21 protein-coding genes are annotated in these 22,526 nt (G+C 54.6%); 16 read left to right on the forward strand and 5 right to left on the reverse strand.

The features are described 5' to 3' along the window. Window positions 1-43 precede the first annotated feature (43 nt). Both mntS and SK62_RS14015 read left to right on the forward strand, forming a co-directional pair. The gene (gene mntS, locus SK62_RS14010) at window positions 44-172 is read left to right on the forward strand and encodes a manganase accumulation protein MntS (RefSeq protein ID WP_017384915.1); all 129 of its coding nucleotides are present in this window, start codon (window positions 44-46) and stop codon (window positions 170-172) included. 269 nt (window positions 173-441) lie between these two features. After that, window positions 442-2,025 carry a phosphoethanolamine transferase gene (locus SK62_RS14015; protein ID WP_047718763.1) on the forward strand — a complete coding sequence of 528 codons (1,584 nt, stop codon included), beginning with the start codon at window positions 442-444 and terminating at the stop codon, window positions 2,023-2,025. A gap of 114 nt (window positions 2,026-2,139) precedes the next feature. Here SK62_RS14015 and ompX read toward each other — a convergent pair whose 3' ends face one another. Continuing rightward, complete coding sequence (gene ompX, locus SK62_RS14020; RefSeq protein ID WP_003858450.1) at window positions 2,140-2,658, reverse strand: outer membrane protein OmpX; 519 nt, start codon at window positions 2,656-2,658, stop codon at window positions 2,140-2,142. A gap of 354 nt (window positions 2,659-3,012) precedes the next feature. On the opposite strand from ompX, the gene rhtA reads away from it, so the two are divergent. The 6 genes from rhtA (at window position 3,013) to ybiO (ending at window position 9,610) form a co-directional block, all read left to right on the forward strand. Next, a complete protein-coding gene (gene rhtA / locus SK62_RS14025) occupies window positions 3,013-3,900 on the forward strand; it encodes a threonine/homoserine exporter RhtA (RefSeq protein ID WP_017384917.1) in 888 nt (295 codons plus the stop codon). A 298-nt stretch (window positions 3,901-4,198) separates the two neighbouring features. Beyond that, a complete protein-coding gene (gene dps, locus SK62_RS14030; RefSeq protein ID WP_000100801.1) occupies window positions 4,199-4,702 on the forward strand; it encodes a DNA starvation/stationary phase protection protein Dps in 504 nt (167 codons plus the stop codon). Window positions 4,703-5,063: 361 nt separating this feature from the next. Further along, window positions 5,064-5,807, forward strand: a complete 744-nt coding sequence (glnH, locus tag SK62_RS14035; protein WP_003858455.1) for a glutamine ABC transporter substrate-binding protein GlnH — start codon at window positions 5,064-5,066, stop codon at window positions 5,805-5,807. 93 nt (window positions 5,808-5,900) lie between these two features. Beyond that, a complete protein-coding gene (gene glnP, locus SK62_RS14040) occupies window positions 5,901-6,560 on the forward strand; it encodes a glutamine ABC transporter permease GlnP (RefSeq protein ID WP_003858462.1) in 660 nt (219 codons plus the stop codon). Further along, window positions 6,557-7,279, forward strand: a complete 723-nt coding sequence (gene glnQ / locus SK62_RS14045; RefSeq protein ID WP_006809503.1) for a glutamine ABC transporter ATP-binding protein GlnQ — start codon at window positions 6,557-6,559, stop codon at window positions 7,277-7,279. Before glnP ends, glnQ begins: the two co-directional genes overlap by 4 nt. Before the next feature lie 120 nt (window positions 7,280-7,399). Continuing rightward, window positions 7,400-9,610 (forward strand): mechanosensitive channel protein, encoded by a 2,211-nt coding sequence (gene ybiO / locus SK62_RS14050; RefSeq protein ID WP_017384918.1) that lies wholly within the window; start codon window positions 7,400-7,402, stop codon window positions 9,608-9,610. 45 nt (window positions 9,611-9,655) lie between these two features. Here ybiO and rlmF read toward each other — a convergent pair whose 3' ends face one another. Next, window positions 9,656-10,567 carry a 23S rRNA (adenine(1618)-N(6))-methyltransferase RlmF gene (rlmF, locus tag SK62_RS14055; RefSeq protein ID WP_017384919.1) on the reverse strand — a complete coding sequence of 304 codons (912 nt, stop codon included), beginning with the start codon at window positions 10,565-10,567 and terminating at the stop codon, window positions 9,656-9,658. A 242-nt stretch (window positions 10,568-10,809) separates the two neighbouring features. Between rlmF and mcbA the strand changes: the two genes are divergently transcribed. The 3 genes from mcbA to ybiJ all read left to right on the forward strand — a co-directional run bounded on the left by mcbA (window position 10,810) and on the right by ybiJ (window position 12,009). Then, on the forward strand, window positions 10,810-11,073 hold the full coding sequence (mcbA, locus tag SK62_RS14065; protein ID WP_003858470.1) for a DUF1471 family periplasmic protein McbA: 264 nt from the start codon (window positions 10,810-10,812) through the stop codon (window positions 11,071-11,073). A gap of 123 nt (window positions 11,074-11,196) precedes the next feature. Next, complete coding sequence (locus SK62_RS14070) at window positions 11,197-11,463, forward strand: DksA/TraR family C4-type zinc finger protein (RefSeq protein ID WP_017693765.1); 267 nt, start codon at window positions 11,197-11,199, stop codon at window positions 11,461-11,463. A gap of 285 nt (window positions 11,464-11,748) precedes the next feature. Next, window positions 11,749-12,009: a DUF1471 family protein YbiJ gene (ybiJ, locus tag SK62_RS14075; protein ID WP_032670284.1), complete on the forward strand. Its 261-nt coding sequence runs from the start codon at window positions 11,749-11,751 to the stop codon at window positions 12,007-12,009. A 117-nt stretch (window positions 12,010-12,126) separates the two neighbouring features. On the opposite strand, the gene ybiB is transcribed toward ybiJ, so the two are convergent. Beyond that, window positions 12,127-13,089: a DNA-binding protein YbiB gene (ybiB, locus tag SK62_RS14080; RefSeq protein ID WP_047718766.1), complete on the reverse strand. Its 963-nt coding sequence runs from the start codon at window positions 13,087-13,089 to the stop codon at window positions 12,127-12,129. A 256-nt stretch (window positions 13,090-13,345) separates the two neighbouring features. Here ybiB and SK62_RS14085 point away from each other — a divergent pair, with 256 nt between their 5' ends. From SK62_RS14085 to SK62_RS14105, 5 genes are all read left to right on the forward strand, one after another. Further along, window positions 13,346-13,882: a fimbrial protein gene (locus SK62_RS14085; RefSeq protein WP_047718768.1), complete on the forward strand. Its 537-nt coding sequence runs from the start codon at window positions 13,346-13,348 to the stop codon at window positions 13,880-13,882. Window positions 13,883-13,951: 69 nt separating this feature from the next. Further along, window positions 13,952-14,626: a fimbrial biogenesis chaperone gene (locus SK62_RS14090; protein ID WP_048249640.1), complete on the forward strand. Its 675-nt coding sequence runs from the start codon at window positions 13,952-13,954 to the stop codon at window positions 14,624-14,626. Window positions 14,627-14,652: 26 nt separating this feature from the next. Next, a complete protein-coding gene (locus SK62_RS14095; protein ID WP_139152745.1) occupies window positions 14,653-17,196 on the forward strand; it encodes a fimbria/pilus outer membrane usher protein in 2,544 nt (847 codons plus the stop codon). Between the two features lie 21 nt (window positions 17,197-17,217). Beyond that, window positions 17,218-18,207 (forward strand): fimbrial protein, encoded by a 990-nt coding sequence (locus SK62_RS14100; RefSeq protein ID WP_047718772.1) that lies wholly within the window; start codon window positions 17,218-17,220, stop codon window positions 18,205-18,207. 5 nt (window positions 18,208-18,212) lie between these two features. After that, complete coding sequence (locus SK62_RS14105) at window positions 18,213-18,716, forward strand: fimbrial protein (RefSeq protein ID WP_015571072.1); 504 nt, start codon at window positions 18,213-18,215, stop codon at window positions 18,714-18,716. On the opposite strand, the gene dinG is transcribed toward SK62_RS14105, so the two are convergent. After that, a complete protein-coding gene (gene dinG, locus SK62_RS14110) occupies window positions 18,703-20,880 on the reverse strand; it encodes an ATP-dependent DNA helicase DinG (protein ID WP_015571073.1) in 2,178 nt (725 codons plus the stop codon). The genes SK62_RS14105 and dinG overlap by 14 nt on opposite strands. A gap of 97 nt (window positions 20,881-20,977) precedes the next feature. After that, a complete protein-coding gene (rhlE, locus tag SK62_RS14115) occupies window positions 20,978-22,360 on the reverse strand; it encodes an ATP-dependent RNA helicase RhlE (RefSeq protein WP_047718773.1) in 1,383 nt (460 codons plus the stop codon). Window positions 22,361-22,526 lie beyond the last annotated feature (166 nt).

Raw genomic sequence — 22,526 nt, forward strand, 5'->3', positions numbered from 1 at the left:
GTCACCCTTCACGGATCGAAGGGATCATGAATCAGGAGGTCTTATGAATGAATTCAAGAGGTGTATGAACGTGTTTACCCACTCTCCTTTTAAAGTGCGCCTGATGCTGTTGAACATGCTGTGCGATATGTTTAACGCCAAACCGCAGCAGGACGACAATTCTTCCCACTAAGCGGCGTCGCGGTACGCCGCTTCATTTTCCCGTCACACTTACGTTGTAAACTGGCCTGTTCCCGATTATTTTTGCGGATTTGCAGCCCCCTTCGCAAAACATCTGTTTAGCAACTGTTGACCTTAATTCACGCTCGCACTATCTTCTTGCAGCCCTGCACAATTTGCGGCTCGCTGAAGCGGACCTCTCATTCCCTTTCCACGCACTGTCCGGCAGGCTTTGACCCTTGACGCCAGGGTGAGCACATGGCGTTTTCGTGATAGTGATCTATGAACGTAACCCTGATTGATACACTTGTTACCCGCAGCCGGGCCTTAAGCCCGTGGACGGGATTCTATTTTTTGCAATCGCTGTTGATTAACTTTGCTCTTGGCTACCCCTTTAGCCTGCTTTATGCCGTCGGATTCACCTGTATTCTTCACCTGCTCTGGCGAAGCGCACCGCGCGTGCAGAAAGTGCTTATCGGGATCTGTTCTCTGATTGCTGCCGCCTATTTCCCGTTTGGCCAGGCCTATGGCGCGCCGAACTTTAATACTCTGCTGGCGCTCCACTCCACCAATATGGAAGAGTCCACAGAGATCCTGACGATCTTTCCTTGGTACAACTACGTGGTTGGCCTTTTCATTTTTGCCCTCGGCGTGATTGCGGTTCGTCGTAAGCCCGTCGGGAAAAAGGCATGGGGTAAAATTGAAAGCCTGTGCCTGGCCTTTAGCGTGGTGACGTTTTTTGTTGCACCGGTACAAAATCTGGCCTGGGGCGGCGTGTTTAAGCTTAAAGATACCGGGTATCCGGTGTTTCGCTTCGTCAAAGACGTGGTGGTGAATAACGAGGAAGTGCTCGACGAGCAGGCGCGTATGGCCGAGCTTTCCACCATGAAAGATACCTGGAACGTGCTGGCGGTGAAACCGAAGTATCACACTTACGTGGTGGTGATCGGGGAAAGCGCGCGTCGCGATGCGCTCGGCGCGTTTGGCGGTCACTGGGATAACACGCCGTTTGCCAGCGCCGTTAACGGTACGCTGTTTACCGACTACGTGGCGGCCAGCGGCTCGACGCAGAAATCACTCGGTCTGACGCTCAACCGCGTGTTGGATGGAAAACCGCAGTTTCAGGATAATTTTGTCACCCTGGCCAACCGGGCAGGTTTTCAGACATGGTGGTTCTCTAACCAGGGACAGATCGGCGAGTATGATACCGCCATCGCCAGCATCGCGAAGCGTGCCGACGAGGTACAGTTCCTGAAAAGCGGTGATTTCGAAGCCGATAAAAACACAAAAGATGAAGCGTTGCTAAAAATGACGGCGCAGGTCTTTGCTACTCAGCGCACCCAGCCGCAGCTGATTGTCCTGCACCTGATGGGGTCACACCCGCAGGCATGCGATCGTACCGGGGGAAAATATGCGGAGTTTGTGCAATCCAAAGAGACCTCGTGTTATCTCTACACCATGACGCAAACCGACGATCTGCTCAGCAAGCTGTACGCACAGCTGCGCAACAGCGGCGACAGCTTCTCGATGGTCTATTTCTCTGACCACGGTCTGGCATTTAAGGAGCGCGGTAAACAGGTGCAGTATCTGGCACACGATGACAAGTTCCAGCAAAACTTCCAGGTACCGTTTATGGTGCTGTCGAGTGATGACAAAACGCATCGCATCATCAAAGCGCGCCGTTCCGCGAACGATTTCCTGAAATTCTTCTCACAATGGACGGGAATTAAGGCGAAAGAGATAAAAAATGATTACCCGTTTATCTCCGGGAAGAAGGGCCCGCCAGTTTACATTACCAACTTTAAGTTACAGAAAGTCGACTATAACCATCTTGGGACGGATATTTTCGATATTAAGAGTAAGTAATTTCTGCCGTTTCGTGCGGGCTGATGCCCTCACCGGCCCTCTCCCACGGGGAGAGGGTACAAACAAAAAAAATCCGCCACATTGGGCGGATTTTTTACTGGCTCACCGAAGTGATTAGAAGCGGTAACCTACGCCCGCGATCCAGGTGCCAACGTCAACGTTGCGGATACGGCTCTGCTCATAGGAGAAGTCCAGAGCAACGTTTTCGATTGGGTTGAACTGCATACCTGCGCCATAGGAGAAACCATAGTCGCTGTTGCTTGCAGTACGGTTCAGACCCTGGTTTTCGGTCTGCTGGAATTTACCGTAGCCAACACCTACAACACCGTAGATGCTTGCCCAGTCATTCAGGCGGTAAGCAGGACCCGCGGTGATGCCGTAGTACTGACCTTTATTGTAAGAGCCATTTTCAGTACGATCTTTCTCGGTGTAAGTGAAAGAACCGATCACACCCAGCGGGTTGTTGTCTTGCTCGTAACGGTACTTCAGGTTGAAACCGTTGGTTTTGTTCATCACGCCCTGCATATCGCTCTGAGCGTAACCACCGGTTACAGTAGAAGTTGCCGCTACAGCGGTACCTGCGGAAACAGCCAGAACAGCTGCCAGTGCTGAAAGACATGCAATTTTTTTCATAACCACCTCAAATGTGCTTCAAGTAAGTCCGTAAGTTTTAAATATATCAAAAAATTCTGTGAAACTCTTTGTCATTCACGATGTCTAATGCGACCTTTCCTGTAACAGAACATTTCCAGCACCAGCTATCTCGTTCAAATAACTCCAGATTTTCACCTGTAAATGCTAATAGTGCGCGTCATCGCCATTTAGTTCATCCAGATTATTCCTAATCTTTCGGGCGATAAAATCATCAACGTTTTCTCATTTTACGGATTTTCCCTGGATTTTTTTCAACAGTAGCTCAACCGTTGCAGCTTATTTCCATTACACTGCGACTTTTACCTCATTTGACATAAATTGACAGGAGAAAGGATGCCAGGTTTACCTCGTAAATCGTCGGTCTGGATGCCGGTGGCAGTCATACTTATCGCGATGATGTCCATACAAAGCGGCGCGTCGCTGGCAAAATCGCTGTTTCCGCTGGTTGGTGCGCCCGGCGTCACGGCGCTGCGTATCGCATTAGGCACCCTGATCCTCGTGGTTGTTTTTAAACCCTGGCGGCTACGGTTTAAAAAGGAGCAGCGACTGCCACTGCTTTTTTATGGGCTGGCGCTGGGAGGGATGAACTACATGTTCTATCTCTCTATTCAGACGATCCCGCTGGGGATCGCGGTCGCGCTTGAATTTACCGGCCCGCTGGCGGTTGCCCTCTTCTCTTCTCGTCGTCCGGTAGACTTTATCTGGGTCGTACTGGCCGTGCTGGGGCTATGGTTCCTGCTGCCGCTCGGGCAAAGCGTTTCACAAATCGATCTGACAGGGGCAGCTCTGGCGCTGGGCGCGGGGGCATGCTGGGCGGTGTATATTCTCACTGGCCAGCGTGCGGGGGAAGAGCACGGCCCCGCGACGGTCGCCTTAGGCTCGCTGATTGCCGCCGTTATCTTTGTCCCGATTGGAATGGCACAAGCGACAGACTCAATATGGCAATGGTCAATCCTGCCGGTTGGGCTGGCGGTTGCCATTCTCTCCACGGCGCTGCCCTACTCTCTGGAGATGATCGCCCTGACGCGCCTGCCCACACGCATTTTTGGTACGCTCATGAGCATGGAGCCCGCGCTGGCCGCCATCTCAGGAATGATTTTCCTCGGTGAAACCCTGACCCTGGTACAAACGCTGGCGCTCTGTTCCATTATCGCGGCGTCTATGGGCTCCACCCTGACCATGCGTCCGGAACCTAAAGTGGAAAAAATAGACCTCAACTAAGCCTTAAATTCTGCATGGCTAACCCGCCATGCAGAATATACTCCACGTCAGTAGCTCAAATAATTTCTTACAAACTCTCTCATATTGCCAAAATATTTCACCTGCTCGCCTTCCTGGAAAGTGAATTAAGATTGATCTGCATCAATTTAAATAAAACACTTATTTTTCAAAGTATTGAAAATACAACCATCCTTTCACTATTAAACCAATAGGCAGAGCCAAATCGCAGAGAAAAAATCCGGTGCTATACTTAGTCCCGTAATTACCTGGGACACAAACATCAAGAGGATATGAGATTATGAGTACCGCTAAACTGGTGAAAACGAAAGCGTCTAATCTGCTTTATACCCGTAACGATGTATCGGATAGCGATAAAAAAGCGACCATCGAGTTGCTGAATCGCCAGGTGGTCCAGTTCATCGATCTTTCGCTGATCACCAAACAGGCCCACTGGAATATGCGCGGTGCAAACTTTATTGCCGTTCATGAAATGCTGGATGGCTTCCGCACAGCACTGGTGACTCACCTGGATACCATGGCCGAGCGCGCCGTACAGCTGGGTGGCGTGGCACTGGGTACCACACAGGTGATCAACAGCAAAACGCCATTGAAAAGCTATCCGCTGGATATCCATACCGTCCAGGATCACCTGAAAGAGCTGGCGGATCGTTATGCGATTGTGGCGAACGATGTTCGTAAAGCGATTGGCGAAGCCAAAGATGAAGATACCGCTGATATCTTCACTGCCGCATCACGCGACCTGGATCAGTTCCTGTGGTTCATCGAGTCCAACATCGAATAATCCCTGCGGATTGTCCGAATAACCCTCGCCCCTGGCGGGGGTTTTGCACATTTATGGTGCGCACTTTTGCCCGCAACGGCCGCAAAAGTGAATAAAATGTAATAATCACCTCACACAACCGTTAACGGAAGATTGTTTTTTCGTCAGATTCTGCGCTAAATATCCCCCTGTCAGAAGACCTTAACGAAGCGCACCAAAACGGTGCTCCATTCTGGTGCAACCTGGCAGAATTGCCACGCTTTTTGTGCAATGCGTGACATCATCCCCTTTGCAAAACAACAGCTTGTAAAATTGGCACGATTTTTTCATTGTGCCTGAGGTTCTCGCAGGGGATCGCCCCGTGGATATAAAAGGAAATGCTATGAAGTCTGTATTAAAAGTTTCACTGGCTGCACTTACCCTGGCGTTTGCGGTGTCCTCGCAGGCTGCCGACAAACTGGTTGTGGCGACTGACACGGCGTTCGTACCGTTTGAATTCAAACAGGGTGATAAATACGTTGGTTTTGACGTGGATCTGTGGGCCGCTGTCGCAAAAGAACTCAAACTGGATTACACCCTGAAGCCAATGGATTTCAGCGGCATTATCCCGGCACTGCAAACCAAAAACGTTGACCTGGCGCTGGCAGGCATCACCATTACCGAAGAGCGTAAAAAAGCCATCGACTTCTCTGACGGCTACTACAAAAGCGGCCTGCTGGTGATGGTGAAAGCGGATAACAACGACGTGAAAAGCGTGAAAGATCTCGACGGTAAAGTGGTCGCAGTGAAGAGCGGAACCGGCTCCGTTGATTACGCGAAAGCCAACATCAAAACCAAAGACCTGCGTCAGTTCCCGAACATCGACAACGCTTACATGGAACTGGGCACCAACCGCGCTGACGCGGTGCTGCACGACACGCCTAACATCCTTTACTTCATCAAAACCGCCGGTAATGGCAAGTTCAAAGCGGTAGGTGATTCCCTGGAAGCTCAGCAGTACGGTATTGCGTTCCCGAAAGGCAGCGACGACCTGCGTAACAAAGTTAACGGCGCGCTGAAAACCCTGAAAGAGAACGGCACCTATAACGAAATCTACAAAAAATGGTTCGGTACCGAGCCTAAATAATTTCACCTGACTTCAGGTTTGTAACGCCCGGTGGCGCTTCCGCTTACCGGGCCTACGTTTTTTGTTTTTCACCACGGTATACAGGAATACATCATGCAGTTTGACTGGAGCGCCATCTGGCCTGCCATTCCTCTCTTGCTTGAAGGCGCTAAAATGACCCTGTGGATTTCGGTCCTCGGTCTGGTTGGCGGGTTGATTATCGGTCTGGTGGCCGGTTTCGCCCGCACCTACGGCGGCTGGATTGCAAACCACATCGCACTGGTTTTCATCGAAGTGATCCGCGGCACCCCCATTGTGGTGCAGGTCATGTTCATCTACTTCGCCCTGCCGATGGCCTTCACCGACCTGCGCATCGACCCGTTCAGCGCCGCCGTTGTCACCATCATGATCAACTCCGGCGCCTACATTGCGGAAATTACCCGCGGTGCGGTGCTGTCGATTCATAAAGGCTTCAGCGAAGCCGGCCTGGCGTTAGGTCTTTCCCGTCGCGAAACCATTCGTCACGTGATCCTGCCGCTGGCGCTGCGCCGCATGCTGCCGCCGCTGGGTAACCAGTGGATCATCAGCATTAAAGACACCTCGCTGTTTATTGTTATCGGCGTGGCCGAACTGACCCGTCAGGGCCAGGAGATCATCGCGGGTAACTTCCGCGCTCTGGAAATCTGGAGTGCGGTCGCCGTTGTCTATCTGATTATCACGCTTGTCCTGAGCTTTGTTCTGCGTCGTCTTGAAAGAAGGATGAAAATCCTGTGATTGAATTTAAAAACGTTTCCAAGCACTTTGGCCCAACCCAGGTGCTGCACAATATCGATTTGAACATCAGGCAGGGCGAAGTGGTGGTGATCATCGGGCCGTCCGGTTCCGGCAAATCCACCCTGCTGCGCTGCATTAACAAGCTTGAGGAGATTACCAGCGGCGATTTGATCGTCGATGGTCTGAAGGTTAACGATCCGAAAGTGGACGAGCGCCTGATCCGCCAGGAAGCGGGCATGGTGTTCCAGCAGTTCTACCTGTTCCCGCACCTCACGGCGCTGGAAAACGTGATGTTTGGTCCTCTGCGCGTGCGCGGGGCCAGCAAAGCGGCAGCGGAAGCGCTGGCAAAAGATCTGCTGGCGAAGGTTGGTCTGGCGGAGCGTGCCCACCACTATCCTTCCGAGCTTTCCGGCGGCCAGCAGCAGCGCGTGGCCATTGCCCGTGCGCTGGCGGTGAAGCCAAAGATGATGCTGTTCGATGAGCCAACGTCGGCACTCGACCCGGAGCTGCGTCACGAAGTGCTGAAAGTTATGCAGGATCTGGCGGAAGAAGGCATGACGATGGTGATCGTTACCCACGAAATCGGCTTTGCCGAAAAGGTGGCGTCCCGTCTGATCTTCATTGATAAGGGCCGTATCGCGGAGGACGGGAATCCGCAGGCGCTGATTGCGAACCCACCAAGCCAGCGCCTCCAGGAGTTCCTGCAACACGTCTCCTGATAGCCACACCCAGAGCCGGGCATGCCCGGCTTTTTTACGCCGGATTGTTCCCAAAAACTCCCCTCCGCTCCCCGCGCTCTATACTTATCATTTTGCACGATATTTTTGTCGGAGGACGCCGTGCCGTGGATCCTGTTGCTACTGTTTAGCCTGTTTAGCGCGCCATCACTTGCTGTAACCCTTCCCGGCGTTACCACCGGAGCCACCGCCACCCAGCAAAATGCGCCGCCAGAGCCAGACGCTGAAAAGAAAAAAGCCGCCTACGGCGCGCTGGCCGACGTGCTTGAGAACGACACGTCCCGACAGGAGCTGATCGATCAGCTGAGGAAGGTGGCCGCCACGCCGCCTCAGGATCCGGTTCCTGCTATTGCGCCGCCGGAAGCCGAAGAAGAAAAAACGGTGCTGGAAAACGTCACCGACATCAGTCGCCGCTACGGGGAAGCCCTGTCGTCGCGTTTTGCCCAGCTCTATCGCAACCTGGTTGGCACCTCACATAAGCCTTTTAATCCTCACACCTTTTCCGCAGCCGCCACCCAGTTTGCTATTCTGGCCGGCGCCGTCTTCATTTTTTACTGGCTGTTGCGCCTGTCTGTCTGGCCGCTTTACCGGAAAATGGGCCAGTGGGGGCGCAAAAAGAACCAGCATAAAAGCAGCTGGCTGCATCTTCCGGCAATGATTACCGGGGCGTTTGTCATCGATTTACTGCTGCTGGCCCTGACGCTGTTTGTCGGCCAGATGCTGGCCGACCGCCTTAATACCGGAAACAAAACCATCGCGTTTCAGCAGGGACTGTTCCTCAATGCGTTTGCCCTGATTGAGTTCTTTAAAGCCCTCCTGCGGTTGATCTTCTGCCCGCGCGTGCCGGACCTTCGCCCCTTCGCCATTTCGGATCAGAGCGCCAAATACTGGGCGGTGCGGCTCAGCGTGCTGAGCGGGTTGATCGGTTATGGCCTGCTGGTTGCCGTGCCGATTATTTCCAACCAGGTTAACGTGCAGTTCGGGGCGCTGGCGAACGTGCTGATCATGCTGTGCATTACCGTCTGGGCGCTGTACCTCATCTTCCACAATAAAAAAGCGATCACCGACAGCCTGCTGCACCTGGCCGATCGCTCCCTCTCCTTTTTCAGCCTCTTTATTCGCGCCTTTGCGCTGGTGTGGCACTGGCTGGCCAGCGCCTATTTTATTGTGCTCTGTTTCTTCTCCCTGTTCGATCCGGGCAATAGCCTGAAATTTATGATGGGGGCGACGTTCAAAAGCCTGGCGATTATCGGCATCGCGGCCTTTGTCTCTGGCCTGCTCTCCCGCTGGCTGTCGAAAACGATCACCCTGTCGCCGCAGGTTCAGCGTAACTACCCGGAACTGCAAAAGCGGGTGAATGGCTGGATGACGGTATCCCTGAAGGTGGCGCGTATTCTGACGGTCTGCGTGGCAATTATGCTGCTGCTGAACGCGTGGGGGCTATTTGATTTCTGGAACTGGCTGCATAACGGCGCGGGGGAGAAGACCGTTGATATTCTTATTCGTATCGCGCTGATCCTGTTCTTCTCCGCCGTCGGCTGGACGTTGCTGGCAAGCCTTATCGAAAACCGTCTGGTGTCGGATGTCCACGGCAGGCCACTGCCGAGCGCCCGCGCCCGCACGCTGCTCACCCTGTGCCGCAACGCGCTGGCGGTGATCATCAGCACCATCACCATCATGATTGTGCTGTCGGAAATCGGCGTGAATATCGCCCCGCTGCTGGCGGGTGCCGGTGCGCTGGGGCTGGCGATCTCCTTTGGTTCGCAGACGCTGGTGAAGGATATTATCACCGGCATTTTTATCCAGTTTGAGAACGGGATGAACACCGGGGATCTGGTGACCATCGGACCGCTCACCGGCACGGTGGAACGCATGTCCATTCGCTCCGTCGGTGTGCGTCAGGATACCGGCGCGTACCACATTATTCCGTGGTCATCGATCACCACCTTTGCTAACTTTGTGCGCGGCATTGGTTCGGTGGTGGCGAATTATGATGTCGATCGTCACGAAGATGCAGAGAAGGCGAAACAGGCGCTGCGGGATGCGGTGAGCGAACTGATGGAGATGGAGGATATTCGCGGGCTGGTGATTGGTGAACCGTCGTTCGCGGGCATCGTCGGGCTGACGAACACTGCCTTTACCCTGCGCGTGTCGTTCACCACCCAGCCGCTTAAGCAGTGGACGGTGCGCTTTGCCCTCGACAGCATGGTGAAAAAACACTTCGATCTGGCGAACGTGAGAGCGCCGGTGCAGACGTATCAGGTATTGTCGCCGCCCGCTTCGCCGCTCCCTCCGCAGGAGCCGACGCTGTAACCGAGCCGGGTGGCGGCTTCGCCTTACCCGGCCTGCGATGGGGTGCTATTTGCGGCGTTTGTTATCGTCCATAAAGGTCCAGGCGATAAAGCGGCTCTGCTTCTGGCCCTGCGCCATCTCTTTTTTGACCACTTTCACCGCGCCGACGTCGGTCAGGGCGCGGTAAAGCGGCGGCAGGTTATCGCCACGGGAAACCAGCGTGGTAAACCATTTCACCTGACGACCGAAGCCCTTACTCTCGGCAATCATGCGCAGAATAAATGCCACTTCCCCGCCCTCGCACCACAGCTCCTGCTGCTGGCCGCCAAAGTTCAGCGCGCCATCTTCAGCCTGGCCCAGGTTACGCCGCTTGCGTTCACTTCCCGCACGAGCGGAGGCGGCGGAGTCGTGGAAGGGCGGGTTGCACAGGGTGGCATCATATTGTTCGTTCTTGTGAATAATGCCGTTGAAAATAGCAGCGGGATCCTTTTGACGACGCAAACGAACGGCCCGGCTTAACCCTGGGTTAGCGTTGATAATGGCCTGTGCGCTGGCAAAGGCCTCGGCGCCGATCTCGCTGCCGGTAAACCGCCACTGGTACTCATGTGCGCCTATCAGGGGGTAGATCAGGTTCGCGCCCGTACCGATATCAAGCACGGTGGCCTGTTTCGGCACCACGCCGCCATTATCATCTGCCAGCAGATCGGCAAGATGATGGACATAATCCGCACGTCCTGGCACCGGTGGGCAGAGAAAGCCATCCGGGATGTCCCAGTGCGTAACGCCGTAAAAATGGGCCAGCAGCGCTTTGTTCAGCGTTTTAACCGCCAGCGGATCGGCAAAGTTTACCGACGGTTCACCGGCTGGTGTCTGAACAATAAAATCCTGCAATTCCGGGCAGCTCAGGCACAGGGCTTTCATGTCGTAGCGGCTACGGTGGCGGTTACGCGGGTGCAATCCCGGCTTTTGGGAAGTCATGGCATTCTCCTTTAGACAGCCGCGTAAGATACCCTGTGACGGCGCGGGGGTAAATATCTGTCTGCGCTGCACAAAAAACCGACGAAAATCAGCATCCTGTATGTCTATGATCTGTCAGCAAATTGTCAGATTTTATCGTTCAAAAAATAAGCAGATCATCATCAAATTTTTGCGCTAAATCACGCGCGTCAGGCTTCTAAACTTAAGAGGAATCACCTGTTGTTTCCCCTGAGGATGTGATTATGAAAAAGTATCTGACCTTTATTATTGCGGGTGCGCTGGCAGGCGCATCGTTCTCAGCCTGGTCCGTTCAACCTCTGACCGACAGCAATGACACCAGCCAGCTACGTGCGGCCGGGACGGTCTCTGTCAGCCGGGCAAGCAACCTTGATGACCTTCAGGACAAGCTGGCCGAAAAAGCGCGTCAGGAAGGGGCTAAAGGCTTCGTGGTGAACGCCGCCGGTGGCGATAACCATATGTACGGCACCGCGACCATCTATAAATAACGCCCTCTTTTCCCACACTGCATCTGCAAGGCAGATGCAGTTCTCATTTCCTTCCTTCGCCTTGACTGTGCGTTTTTTAACCCCATATTAAGATGAATGGCTTAAACAGATCAGGAGAACATGATGGCTTCCGGCTGGGCGAATGACGACGCCGTTAACGAACAGATCAACAGTACCATTGAAGATGCGGTCGCGCGTGCTCGCGGTGAAATTCCGCGCGGCGAAAGTTTGACGGAATGCGAAGAGTGCGGGGATCCGATTCCTGAAGCACGGCGTAAAGCCATTCCTGGCGTACGGCTATGCATTGCCTGTCAGCAGGAGAAAGATTCAAAAAATGCGGCACATTCAGGATATAATCGTAGAGGATCGAAAGACAGCCAGTTACGTTGACTTTCCTTTACCGAAGTTAACCGCGCCAGCCGTTTACTTTACGCTCACGACTTTTAGCGAAACGCGTAGCAAAACGTGCCCTTCCGATGGCTTCTGTAAAGCGCATCCCCAAGAAATGTCAATTGCGCTTCTGAATTTATTAATAATCAATAAGTTATTTTTCATTCAATTTTTTTGAGTAACCACGTCAATTCTCTTCGATTTTATCTTCCACTAAAAACCGTGATACTTATCACATCGACGGAACATCGTCCCCTTAACAGAATAACCTGCGAGAATTGACCTATGAAAACCATCAAATATGCTGTTGCCGCTGTTGCCCTGTCCGCTCTGTCTTTCGGCGCTTTCGCCGTAGAGCCAGTCTCCTCTACTCAGTCACAGGATCTGAACAAAATCGGGGTGGTGAGTGCTGAAGGCGCGACCACGCTGGACGGTCTGGAAGCCAAACTGGCGGAAAAAGCTGCCGCTGCCGGCGCAAGTGGATACACCATCACCTCCACTAACGGTAATAACAAACTGAGCGGTACCGCGGTTATCTACAAGTAATCGAACAAATTATGCTCCACCCTCACCCTCCCCTCTGGTGAGATGCTCCAACCCTCATTGACCCTGTTGTTGTTACCCTTGTTTGCCCGTCCGCCACTGGACGGGCTTTTTTTTTGCTTAAAACGACTGCGCCACGCGCTGCAACCCGGCGTCCACGGACGCCACTTCCCCTGCCGCCAGCAGACAGCAGGCCATTTGCAGCTTGATAGACTGCGGAACCGGCACCTTTCCGGCCAGACACTGTACGATCCAGTGCGCGGTGACTTGCGGATCTTTCAACTCAGGCAGGATCACATCGCTGTTCTCTTCCCCACGTTCCAGCACGACCCGCGTCCCGGCAGGCTCAATCAGCATCAGCTGTGGACAACGCTGCGGGTTGGCGTAAACCTCCCCTTCAGTTCCATGCATCAGCAGCGCTCGCCCGCCGATTTCGGCAAAGAATTGACCGACCCGCGTCACGTACTCCGGATGGGAGACACTGGAAAGACGCAGCGCGGCGTCTTCGGCAAACGGCGTCGCCAGCTTCGCCAGGGTGTGGGCGCTGTTACGTACCCCCATGCGCCAGCGCATGTCCAGCTGCTTTTCCAGCGGCGGGCAGAGCGCGCGCACGGGAATATAGACCGGCTGGTTCCCCTCCAGCTTTGCCTGCGCCTGGCCAGCATGGAGAGTGGGTTCGATGCCTAATAATTCCAGAATGGTTTCTGTCAGCACGCGCGTCGGATCTTCGCTCACGCCATGCACCACCACCGGGAAACCGAGTTTCTGCAACAGAATAGCCAGCAGCGGCGTGAGGTTTGCCTGCTTACGCGCGCCATTGTAGGTCGGGATCACAATCGGCATCGGCTTCGTGACGGGCGGGGTTAAACGCATCGTCTGCGACTGCATGGCCTCATAAAAACCGCGCATCTCCGCCTCACCTTCCCCTTTGATGCGCAGCGCAATCAGAATGCCGCCCATTTCCAGATCCGGCACGTCGCCATTGAGCATATGCGTGTACAACGCACGGGCCGTTTCCTGATCCAGATCGCGAGCATGGTTTTTCCCACGCCCTACCTCTTTGATAATTTTGCGGTAATCCACGACATTTCTCCTGACAGCATCATCTTGTTAACAATATAGCCCGATGAACACGCACCCGATAGTGTTTTGTGATCATTATCAACCTGCTGTTTTCAGGTAAAAAAAATAAACTCAAGCACTATTTGCATTATTTGTGATTGGAACTAAAGATTCGTACCTGCCCTTTTTTTGATTAAATAAACATCTGAAAGTTATTAAGGGTCAACGGTAAAAACGTCCAGGCAACGTTTTTGCCAGAAACACATCGGGATTTACTATGAACAAGGTTGCATTAGGGTTGTTTATCGCCGCAGCGGTGGGATGTTCTGCATCCGCATTTGCGGCAATCAACGGTGAAGGGCAGATTAATTTCACCGGAGAAATTATCGATTCTGCTTGCCAGGTCGTGAATGGATTAAGTAATCCATTAGATGTTCAGTTAGGAAAAGTATCTAAAACGGTATTTACCGGCGCAGGCTCTACCAGCACACTCACGAAGTTTGATATTAAGTTAACCAATTGTCCGGAAACCGTAACCTCGGCTGCGATTAACTTCGGTGGTACCCCGGATGCGAATAATAATGCCACGCTGGCATTAACGCCCGATACCGGTGCAGCTACTGGTGTGGCGATTCAGCTAATGGATGCTTCCGGGCAGCCTGTCACCCTGTATACCCCTTCGATGCAATATCCTTTAGTCTCCGGTACGGAGGTTAACGACCTGGAGTTTGGTGCACGTTATATTCAAACTCAGGCGGCAGTCACTGCGGGCCCTGCTAACTCTGTATCGACCTTCACCGTTATTTATAACTGATCTTATCAATCCTGAGATATTAATGCTCTTGCGGGCATTAACATCTCATCTTTTTAATGAGAAATCTTTATGCGCCACGGTTATTTACTGAGCACTCTTTTACTGGTAGCAGCCTCGGCACAGGCGGGTGTCGTGATCAATGGCACCCGTCTGGTCTATCAGGGAGATAAAAAGGAATCATCTCTTGGTCTTTCAAATCCAGATACCACGGATTATCTGGTGCAGTCCTGGGTCGATTCCGGCGGTAAAAACCCGGCCAAAGCCCCGTTCCTGATCACCCCGCCGCTTTTCCGACTGGATGCGAAAGAGGATAACGTCCTGCGCGTGGTGCGTACGGGAGGAAATTTACCGCAAGACAGGGAATCTCTGTACTGGCTGAATATTAAAGCGATCCCTTCCTCAAAGCATGTTGAGGGTGTAAATACGCTGCAAATTGCCATTAACACCCGAATTAAATTGCTCTATCGCCCGTCAGCGGTAAAAGGCAAACCAGAAGATATGGCCGATAAACTTGAATGGCATCGCGAAGGGAATGATTTAGTGGTGAACAATCCCACGCCTTTCTATATGAATTTTCAGGCCGTCACCCTGAATGGTCAGAAAATCACGAAAGCCACCTGGGCTGTGCCAAAAACTGAAACGCATTTTGCTTTACCTGGCAATGTCGGAGGCTCGACCGTCGCGTATTCCATTATTACTGATTACGGCAGCATCAGCCAGACATGGTCTAAACACGTTCATTAATAATATTGCCCGGTAATAAAATCATCATGTACCGCCATAAAAAGCCGTTCACCTGCCGATTTTCGTCATTGCTGATGACTTTTTGTTGCCTGGCAATGGCGATCTTTGCGCAGCAGGTTTTGGCTGATGATTATTTTAACCCAGCCCTGCTGGACATTGATAACCCACAGCAGGAAAAGACCGATCTGTCTGTCTATGAAAAAGGTCCCGGTCAGGCGCCAGGTAAATATCAGGTCGCGGTATTTATCAATAACAATAAAATTGATACCCGTGACGTGACCTTTAACATAGTTAAAGATCCGCAGGGCACCAGCACGCTTCAGCCCTGTTTTACACTGGACGAATTAAAGAGCCTCGGGATCAAAACGCAAAAATATCCGCAGCTGAGGGCAGAAGGTCAGTGCGCCGATCTACACGCCATCCCTTCGGCATCCGCGACCTTTCGCGTGCGCAATCAGCAGCTGCTGCTGAGCATTCCGCAAAAGGCGCTCGGACAGGTGCCACGCGGTTACATCGACCCGAAAGAGTTTGACGAAGGGATCAACGCGGGCCTGCTTAATTACAGCGTCAACGCCAGCCAGAGCCATGCGCGCCAGCAGGGTGAAGAGGATAGCAGCAGCCAGTACGTTAACCTGCGTCCCGGCTTCAACCTCGGGGCATGGCGCGTTCGTAACTACTCCACCTGGAATCGCAGCACCACGGGCCACGAGGAGGAACAGAAATTCACCTCCGTTTATACCTATGCGCAACGCGACATTGTGGCAATGAAAAGTGACGTGACGGTGGGGCAAAGCACCTCACCTTCCGACGTTTTTGACAGCGTCCCCTACACCGGCGTGGAGCTGAAATCCGACAGCGACATGCTGCCGGACAGTGAAAAAGGCTATGCCCCTATTATTCGCGGCACCGCCCACAGCAACGCGCTGGTGATGGTCCGCCAGAACGGGTACGTGATTTATCAGAACACGGTCGCGCCGGGCGCATTCGAAATTAACGACCTCTACCCCACCGGCAGCAGCGGTGACCTCCAGGTTACGGTGAAAGAAACAGACGGCAGCGAGAGCCATTTCGTGGTGCCGTTTGCCTCCGTGCCGGTATTGCAGCGTGAAAAAAACCTGCGCTACAGCGTAACCGCCGGGCGTTATCGCTCTTATGACAAAGACGTTGAAAAGACCCCGTTTGCCCAGGGAAGCGCCATCTACGGTTTACCTCACGGCTTCACGGCCTATGGCGGCGTGCAGCAGAGCAGCCACTATCAGTCCCAGGCGCTCGGCGCCGGGAAAAACATGGGCGATCTCGGGGCGTTCTCCATTGACGTGACCCGCGCCAGAGCCCTGCTGAAAAAACAGCAGTCCAGCAAGGGCCAGTCGTGGCGCGTACGCTACAGCAAAGATTTCGCCGGTTCAGGCACCAACTTTTCGCTTGCGGGCTATCGCTATAACAGCAAGGGGTTTTACACCCTGGACGACACTATGGAGTCGTATACCCGCGCCGACGACTGGTCTGCTCCCCAGCAGCGCCGCGCCCGTACAGAAGCCACCATTGACCAGACGCTGCCAGAAGGTTGGGGGTCGGTGACGCTGAGCATGGTGAAGGAAACTTACTGGAGCCAGAGCCAGAACATGACCTCCCTGAGCGTCAGCTACAACAACAGCTGGCACGGCGTGAGCTACAGCCTCAGCTACAGCATGAACAAAAACACTCACGACAGCGATGAAGACGGTAATGAGGTAACAAACGACAACCAGTTCTCGCTGAGCGTTTCGGTTCCGCTGGATCGCTGGATGCATAATACCTGGGCCACGTACAACCTGAACAACACCAAAGATGGCACCACGCAGAACATCGGTCTTAACGGTACGGCCCTGAAAGAAGACAACCTGAACTGGAATATCCAGGAAGGGCTCAGCAGCACCGGCAGCGGTAACTCCACCAGCATCAACACCGATTACAAAGCGACCTACGGCGAAGTGAGCGCAGGCGTCAGTCAGGATAAGTATCAGCAGACCCTGAACGTCGGTTTGCAGGGCGGCGTGGTGGCCCACGCTAACGGGATAACCCTGAGCCAGCCGCTCGGTGACACCATCGCGCTGGTGAAAGCGCCGGGTACGCACGGCACCCATATCACCAACCAGACAGGCGTGGAGACTGACTTCCGTGGCTATACCGTCGTGCCGTTCGTGACCGCGTATCGCCATAACACCATCGCACTGGATACCGAAACGCTGCCGGAGGATGCCGACGTCACCCACGCGGCGCAAATTGTGACGCCAACCCGCGGGGCCGTGGTGCGCGCCAGCTTTACTACCCGCGTGGGTAATCGCGTCCTGATGACGCTTACACAAAATGGTAAACCGCTGCCCTTCGGCGCAACGGTCACCACCGGGGATAAGGACAGCGAATTTATTGTCGGAAATGACGGCCAGACTTACCTCTCGGGTCTGCCACAGCAAGGGCATCTCAACGTTTCCTGGGGACAGGAGGCGAGCGAGCACTGCGTCGCTGACTATGCGCTAACGGATGAGGAAGAGAAAACCAGCATCATTAACGCTGCCGCGCAGTGTCATTGATTACCGTTCAGGCTAACGATTATGCAAATGATTAAACAGTGCTTTTTCTTACTGGTTCTGGGAACCGCCGCGTTATTTATGCCGCATGCGAAGGCGACCTGCACCACGCCGGATCTGCCCAAAATGATTAACGTGGCCTCCATCTCTGTCCCGACGACGCTGGCCGTTGGCGCAACTATCCCGGGTACAGAGCAAAGCGTTCATGTTGCCGGGCACTGCGATCAGAGTATTGACAGCGGTCTGGAAATTGTTTCCTGCTACTACGGCACCGGCGCGGAAATTCCTGGGCTCAGGGGCGTTTATGATTCCGGCGTACCGGGAATTGGGGTCGCACTAATGAACGATCAGGGTCAGCGAATCAGCGGAGCCGGCGGAGTACAGTGCGATTCACGCGGAACGCCTGTTGCCTATGTTTCTACTGATGGCACACAGTCGTTCAACTTTGACGTCACGCTTGAACTGGTCAAAACAAGCGACGCCGTGACCTCCGGCACGCTGGTGCAGTCTCAGACCGAATTCGGCATTGGCGTTTTTGGCCATGAAGGGATCGGCAGCCCTAATCATATTGCGTATGCAGGTAACGTCATTTTGCATCAGGTCACCTGCTCTGTTTCGCCAAAAAATCTCACCGTTAATTTGGGCGATTTTCCCGTCAGTGATTTTATGAGCGTGGGGTTTTTATCCAGCCCCGCTCAGACGTTTAATATCACCGTTAACTGTGACACAACCGTTCAGCCTGAGCTAAAAATCACCAGTGCTAACGGGTACGAAACGGCATTTGAGGGAGTGATCAAACTGACGAAGCAGACGGGCATGGCAAGGGGCGTCGGGGTAAGAATGCTGTTTGATGACCATATCGCGACCTTTGACTCCTACGTCAACACCCAAAGCCAGGCCGTTGCCAATGAAACGCTGGATATCCCCTTTCAGGTTCGCTACGAGCAGACCAGCGATGTGGTGACGCCCGGCCCCGCCAACAGCGTAGCAACCATCACTCTCGCCTATAAGTGACAAACATGAAAAAGACAATCGCGTTTCTGGCGGTGGGCTTACTGGCCCAGGCTCACGCAGACGACATTCAGATCCAAATGACGGGAAATATTTACGCCAATACCTGCGTCATTGACAGCGCCAGCCGCAACCTGACGGTGGACTTAGGCCAGGCGGTGTCGGGCAGTTTTAGAGACGTGGGGGATACCGGCGAGTGGAAAGACTTTTCCCTGTCAGTATCGCACTGCCCAGCCACGCTGGCGCTTGCCACGGCCTTTTTCTATGGCCAGGCAGACAGCGTGCATCCGACCAAATTTGCCAATATCGGTAGCGCAAAGGGACTGGCGCTGGAGCTGGCAGACCGACAGGACAAAATACTGATTGCCCCGCAGGCCGCCTTTAACGCCGCCATCAATCCGAGCGACCACACGGCAACCTTTCCTCTGTCCGCACGCTACTACGCCACCTCAATGCCCGTCACTGCCGGGACGTTCAGCAGCGTGATTCAGGTGACATTCACTTACCAGTAGGACCGCGCCTCTTTGCACGGATGCTTTTTGTACGCCCGGCAGAGGGTTTTGCCGGGCGTTTTTTTACCTCCGGCACTTCTGGCTGCTCAATCGGGAAGATCGGCAGCGCATTCAGCAGCCGCTGGCCATAGTTTTTGGTAAGCAGGCGTTTGTCATAAATCACCACCTCGCCCCAGCAGCCGTGGCTACGGATCAAGCGCCCGACCTGCTGGATCAGGTTAAACGACGCCGCAGGCAGGCTTTGCACTTCAAACGGATAACGGTTAAGGCTTTTCAGCCATTCGCCTTCGGTGATCACCACCGGGCTGTCGATGGGCGGGAAGGCAATTTTATGGATATGCACCTGCGTCAGGTAGTCGCCTTTTAAATCCAGCCCTTCCGCAAAGGACTGTAGCCCCACCAGCACGCTACGCTCGCCGTTATCAATGCGTTTACGGTGCGTTTCCACCAGCCGATAGCGCGGCTGATCGCCCTGCACCAGCAGGAGTAAGCGCAGATCGGTGACGTGCTCCAGGAAGCGTTGCATCGCGCGGCCGCTGGCAAACAGCACCAGCATACCGGGGTATTTTTTACTCTCAACTTGCTCGCGGAAGTAGGCCGCCATTTCCGCAATATGCTGCTCTTCGTTATCGATAAGCGGCTCATAGTTCATGCGCGGGATCACCAGCTTGCCCTGCTCACAGTGGTTGAACGGCGAGTCCAGGGCCACAAAACGGTCCCCCGCTTTCTCTTTCAGGCCGCTCATTTCCTGTAACCTTGAGAAGCTGTTCAGTGAACGCAGGGTTGCCGACGTCACTACCACGTGCGGCACGCTGCGCCAGATCAGCTTTTCCAGCTGATCGGCCACGCGGATGCCCACGCAGTGGAAGAACAGATGTACCTGTCCGTCTCGCACTTCGCGGGTGGCCCACTTTGTCACTGGCGCCCCGGACGCCTGCGCCATCGAGGCCAGCCGCCAGAGTTTGCTCTGCGCCTCAAACATGCCCAGCGCGCGGTTCATTTGCAGCAGAATGCGGTGCAAGCGCACCACGTCATGGGTACCGGTTTTCTCGCTGAGATCGTTTAAGAACATCTCCGCCAGCCCGCGCAGCTTTTCAAGGTGCTTCGCCAGCTGCTGGCAAATCTCCATCACTTCCTGTGGCAACTCACCCATCGCAAAGCGGTGTTCCGCTTCCTGGGTGGCGGGGAGATACAGGTTGAGAATGTTATTCAGCGAGGCGATGAGGCCGTACACCTCTTCACAGTGCTCGCTCAACCGCTCCGGGACCGCCAGCGGCGGCGTGGTTTTCGGGCGGAACTGCTCCATGCAGGTTGCCACCAGCTTGCAGAACAGATCGAGTTGCAGGCGAAACCACGGGGCGGTAATTTCCGCACTCATCTCCAGCGCATCCCGCGCCACGTCGGGCAGATGATGACCTTCATCCAGCACCAGCAGCAGGTTTTTGGGCTCCGGCAGGACCGCTTCACTCTCCAGGGCAGCCATCACCAGCGCATGATTGGCGACAACCACCTCCGCTTCCTGAATCTCACGCCGGGCGACAAAGAACGGGCACTCGCGATAGTAATGACAGTTGCGGTTCAGGCAGCTCGCTTTATCGGTGCTGAGCCTGCGCCACAGGTCGTCGCCGATCGCCTGGCTGGTGTGATCCCGCAGGCCGTCCCACCTGTAGCCGTCGAGATCGGCCTTTAGCTTTGCGCACTGCTCCTGCTCCGCCTTGTTGTTTGGCGTCAGCTCGTCATCAAGAAACGCGAGCAGATCCTGCTGGGAGGGTTCACTGCTGGCCAGCGCCGCCAGATTGCGCGGGCAGACGTAGCGCCCGCGACCAAAGGCGGCGGTGAACCGTAAATCGGGGATAATTTTGCGCAGCAGCGGCAAATCTTTGCTGAAGATCTGATCCTGCAAGGCCACGTTAGCGGTACTGACCACCAGCGTTTTGTCTTCTTCCCGCGCGATGGCAATGCCGGGAATGAGATACGACAGGGTTTTCCCGACGCCGGTCGGGGCTTCAATCGCCAGATGTCGTCCGTCGTCCCCGGCGAGCGTTTTTGCCACGTCGGCAATCATCTGCCGCTGCGGGGCTCGGGGGATAAAGTCGGGGATCTGCTGTTGTAGCGCCTTATACCATGCGCCAATTTGCGCCTTGAGCGCAGCGGTTAAAGCCATCGGAAAACCTGAAATACTGTATAAACAGCCACTATTGTGGCACTTTCTCTCCGCTGCCGCAAAAAGAAAAGCCCGGCTTTACGACCGGGCTTCCAGATTACTGCGGGTTAGCAGGTTTACGCGGGCGGCGTCGGCGCTGCCCCTCGCCTGCCGGTTTCCCTTCGCCGCTACGCCATGGGTTTTCACCGGCCGGTTTGCTGTCGTTATGACGACGCGGCGGTTTGCCCGAAGATTTCGGTGCGCCACCTTCTGAACGACGCGGCTGCTGACCGCGACCACCGCCGCCCTGACCGCGACCGCCGCCCTGACGACCGTTCTGAATTGGCTCGGCTTTGATCGACGGGTCCACTTCATAGCCCGGGGTTTCAATGCGCGGGATCTCTTTCTTCAGCAGGCGTTCGATGTCGCGCAATAACTTATGCTCATCCACGCAGACCAGAGAGAGCGCTTCCCCGGTTGCCGCCGCACGGCCGGTACGGCCGATACGGTGCACGTAGTCTTCCGGCACGTTTGGCAGCTCGTAGTTCACCACGTGCGGCAGCTCTTCAATGTCCAGGCCACGGGCGGCGATGTCGGTTGCCACCAGCACACGTATGTCGCCGGATTTAAAATCAGCCAGCGCGCGGGTACGCGCACCCTGACTCTTGTTGCCGTGGATCGCCGCGCTGCGAATACCGTCTTTATTGAGCTGTTCCGCCAGGTGGTTAGCGCCGTGCTTGGTGCGGGTAAAGACCAGTACCTGCTGCCAGTTGCCCTGGCCGATCATCTGGGAGAGCAGTTCCCGCTTGCGCTTCTTATCCACAAAGTGCACGTGCTGCGTCACCTGCTCGGAGGCGGTATTGCGGCGCGCGACTTCCACTTCCAGCGGGTTATGCAGCAGCTTTTCCGCCAGTGCCTTGATCTCGTCGGAGAAAGTCGCGGAGAAGAGCAGGTTCTGACGACGCGTCGGCAGCTTCGCCAGCACGCGGCGAATGTCGTGGATGAAGCCCATATCCAGCATACGGTCGGCTTCGTCCAGCACCAGAATTTCGATGTTATCGAGCTTCACCGCGTTCTGGTGTTCCAGATCCAGCAGACGCCCCGGCGTTGCCACCAGCACGTCCACGCCGCCGCGCAGCTTCATCATCTGTGGGTTAATGCTTACCCCGCCGAAAACCACCAGCGAACGAATGTTGAGGTAGCGGCTGTATTCACGCACGTTCTCGCCAATCTGGGCCGCCAGTTCGCGGGTTGGGGTGAGGATCAGCGCACGCACCGGACGACGGCCTTTGGCGTGCGGCTGGTTTTTTACCAACAGCTCCAGCAGCGGCAGGGTAAAGCCCGCGGTCTTACCGGTACCGGTCTGCGCGCTTGCCATCAGGTCACGGCCCTGCAAAACGGCCGGAATGGCCTGCTGCTGGATAGGGGTTGGCTCAACGTAGCCCTGCTCTGCGATGGCGCGCAGAATTTCCGGGTTCAGACCAAGGGAATCAAAAGACATAAAAACTCCGAACCGCCCCGACCATCACAGGTGTAGTTTTCAGGGAGATATAACGAATAGAAGGACAAAAACCACAATGTCGCGAAGGAGCGGAGTGTAGCAGCTTTTGTGACGTGGCGCATAAAATATCCCCGGCGATGACTCGACGTTTGCGCAAATCAGGCAT

It is taken from the genome of Enterobacter sp. BIDMC109 (assembly GCF_001037885.1).
In the GTDB taxonomy this organism is placed as follows: Bacteria; Pseudomonadota; Gammaproteobacteria; order Enterobacterales; family Enterobacteriaceae; genus Enterobacter; species Enterobacter hormaechei_C.

Coding starts and splice junctions, on each gene's coding strand:
- mntS (WP_017384915.1), top strand. CDS start 44: ATGAATGAATTCAAGAGGTGTATGAACGTGTTTACCCACTCTCCTTTT.
- SK62_RS14015 (WP_047718763.1), top strand. CDS start 442: ATGAACGTAACCCTGATTGATACACTTGTTACCCGCAGCCGGGCCTTA.
- ompX (WP_003858450.1), bottom strand. CDS start 2,658: ATGAAAAAAATTGCATGTCTTTCAGCACTGGCAGCTGTTCTGGCTGTT.
- rhtA (WP_017384917.1), top strand. CDS start 3,013: ATGCCAGGTTTACCTCGTAAATCGTCGGTCTGGATGCCGGTGGCAGTC.
- dps (WP_000100801.1), top strand. CDS start 4,199: ATGAGTACCGCTAAACTGGTGAAAACGAAAGCGTCTAATCTGCTTTAT.
- glnH (WP_003858455.1), top strand. CDS start 5,064: ATGAAGTCTGTATTAAAAGTTTCACTGGCTGCACTTACCCTGGCGTTT.
- glnP (WP_003858462.1), top strand. CDS start 5,901: ATGCAGTTTGACTGGAGCGCCATCTGGCCTGCCATTCCTCTCTTGCTT.
- rlmF (WP_017384919.1), bottom strand. CDS start 10,567: ATGACTTCCCAAAAGCCGGGATTGCACCCGCGTAACCGCCACCGTAGC.
- mcbA (WP_003858470.1), top strand. CDS start 10,810: ATGAAAAAGTATCTGACCTTTATTATTGCGGGTGCGCTGGCAGGCGCA.
- SK62_RS14070 (WP_017693765.1), top strand. CDS start 11,197: ATGGCTTCCGGCTGGGCGAATGACGACGCCGTTAACGAACAGATCAAC.
- ybiJ (WP_032670284.1), top strand. CDS start 11,749: ATGAAAACCATCAAATATGCTGTTGCCGCTGTTGCCCTGTCCGCTCTG.
- SK62_RS14085 (WP_047718768.1), top strand. CDS start 13,346: ATGAACAAGGTTGCATTAGGGTTGTTTATCGCCGCAGCGGTGGGATGT.
- SK62_RS14090 (WP_048249640.1), top strand. CDS start 13,952: ATGCGCCACGGTTATTTACTGAGCACTCTTTTACTGGTAGCAGCCTCG.
- SK62_RS14095 (WP_139152745.1), top strand. CDS start 14,653: ATGTACCGCCATAAAAAGCCGTTCACCTGCCGATTTTCGTCATTGCTG.
- SK62_RS14100 (WP_047718772.1), top strand. CDS start 17,218: ATGCAAATGATTAAACAGTGCTTTTTCTTACTGGTTCTGGGAACCGCC.
- SK62_RS14105 (WP_015571072.1), top strand. CDS start 18,213: ATGAAAAAGACAATCGCGTTTCTGGCGGTGGGCTTACTGGCCCAGGCT.
- dinG (WP_015571073.1), bottom strand. CDS start 20,880: ATGGCTTTAACCGCTGCGCTCAAGGCGCAAATTGGCGCATGGTATAAG.
- rhlE (WP_047718773.1), bottom strand. CDS start 22,360: ATGTCTTTTGATTCCCTTGGTCTGAACCCGGAAATTCTGCGCGCCATC.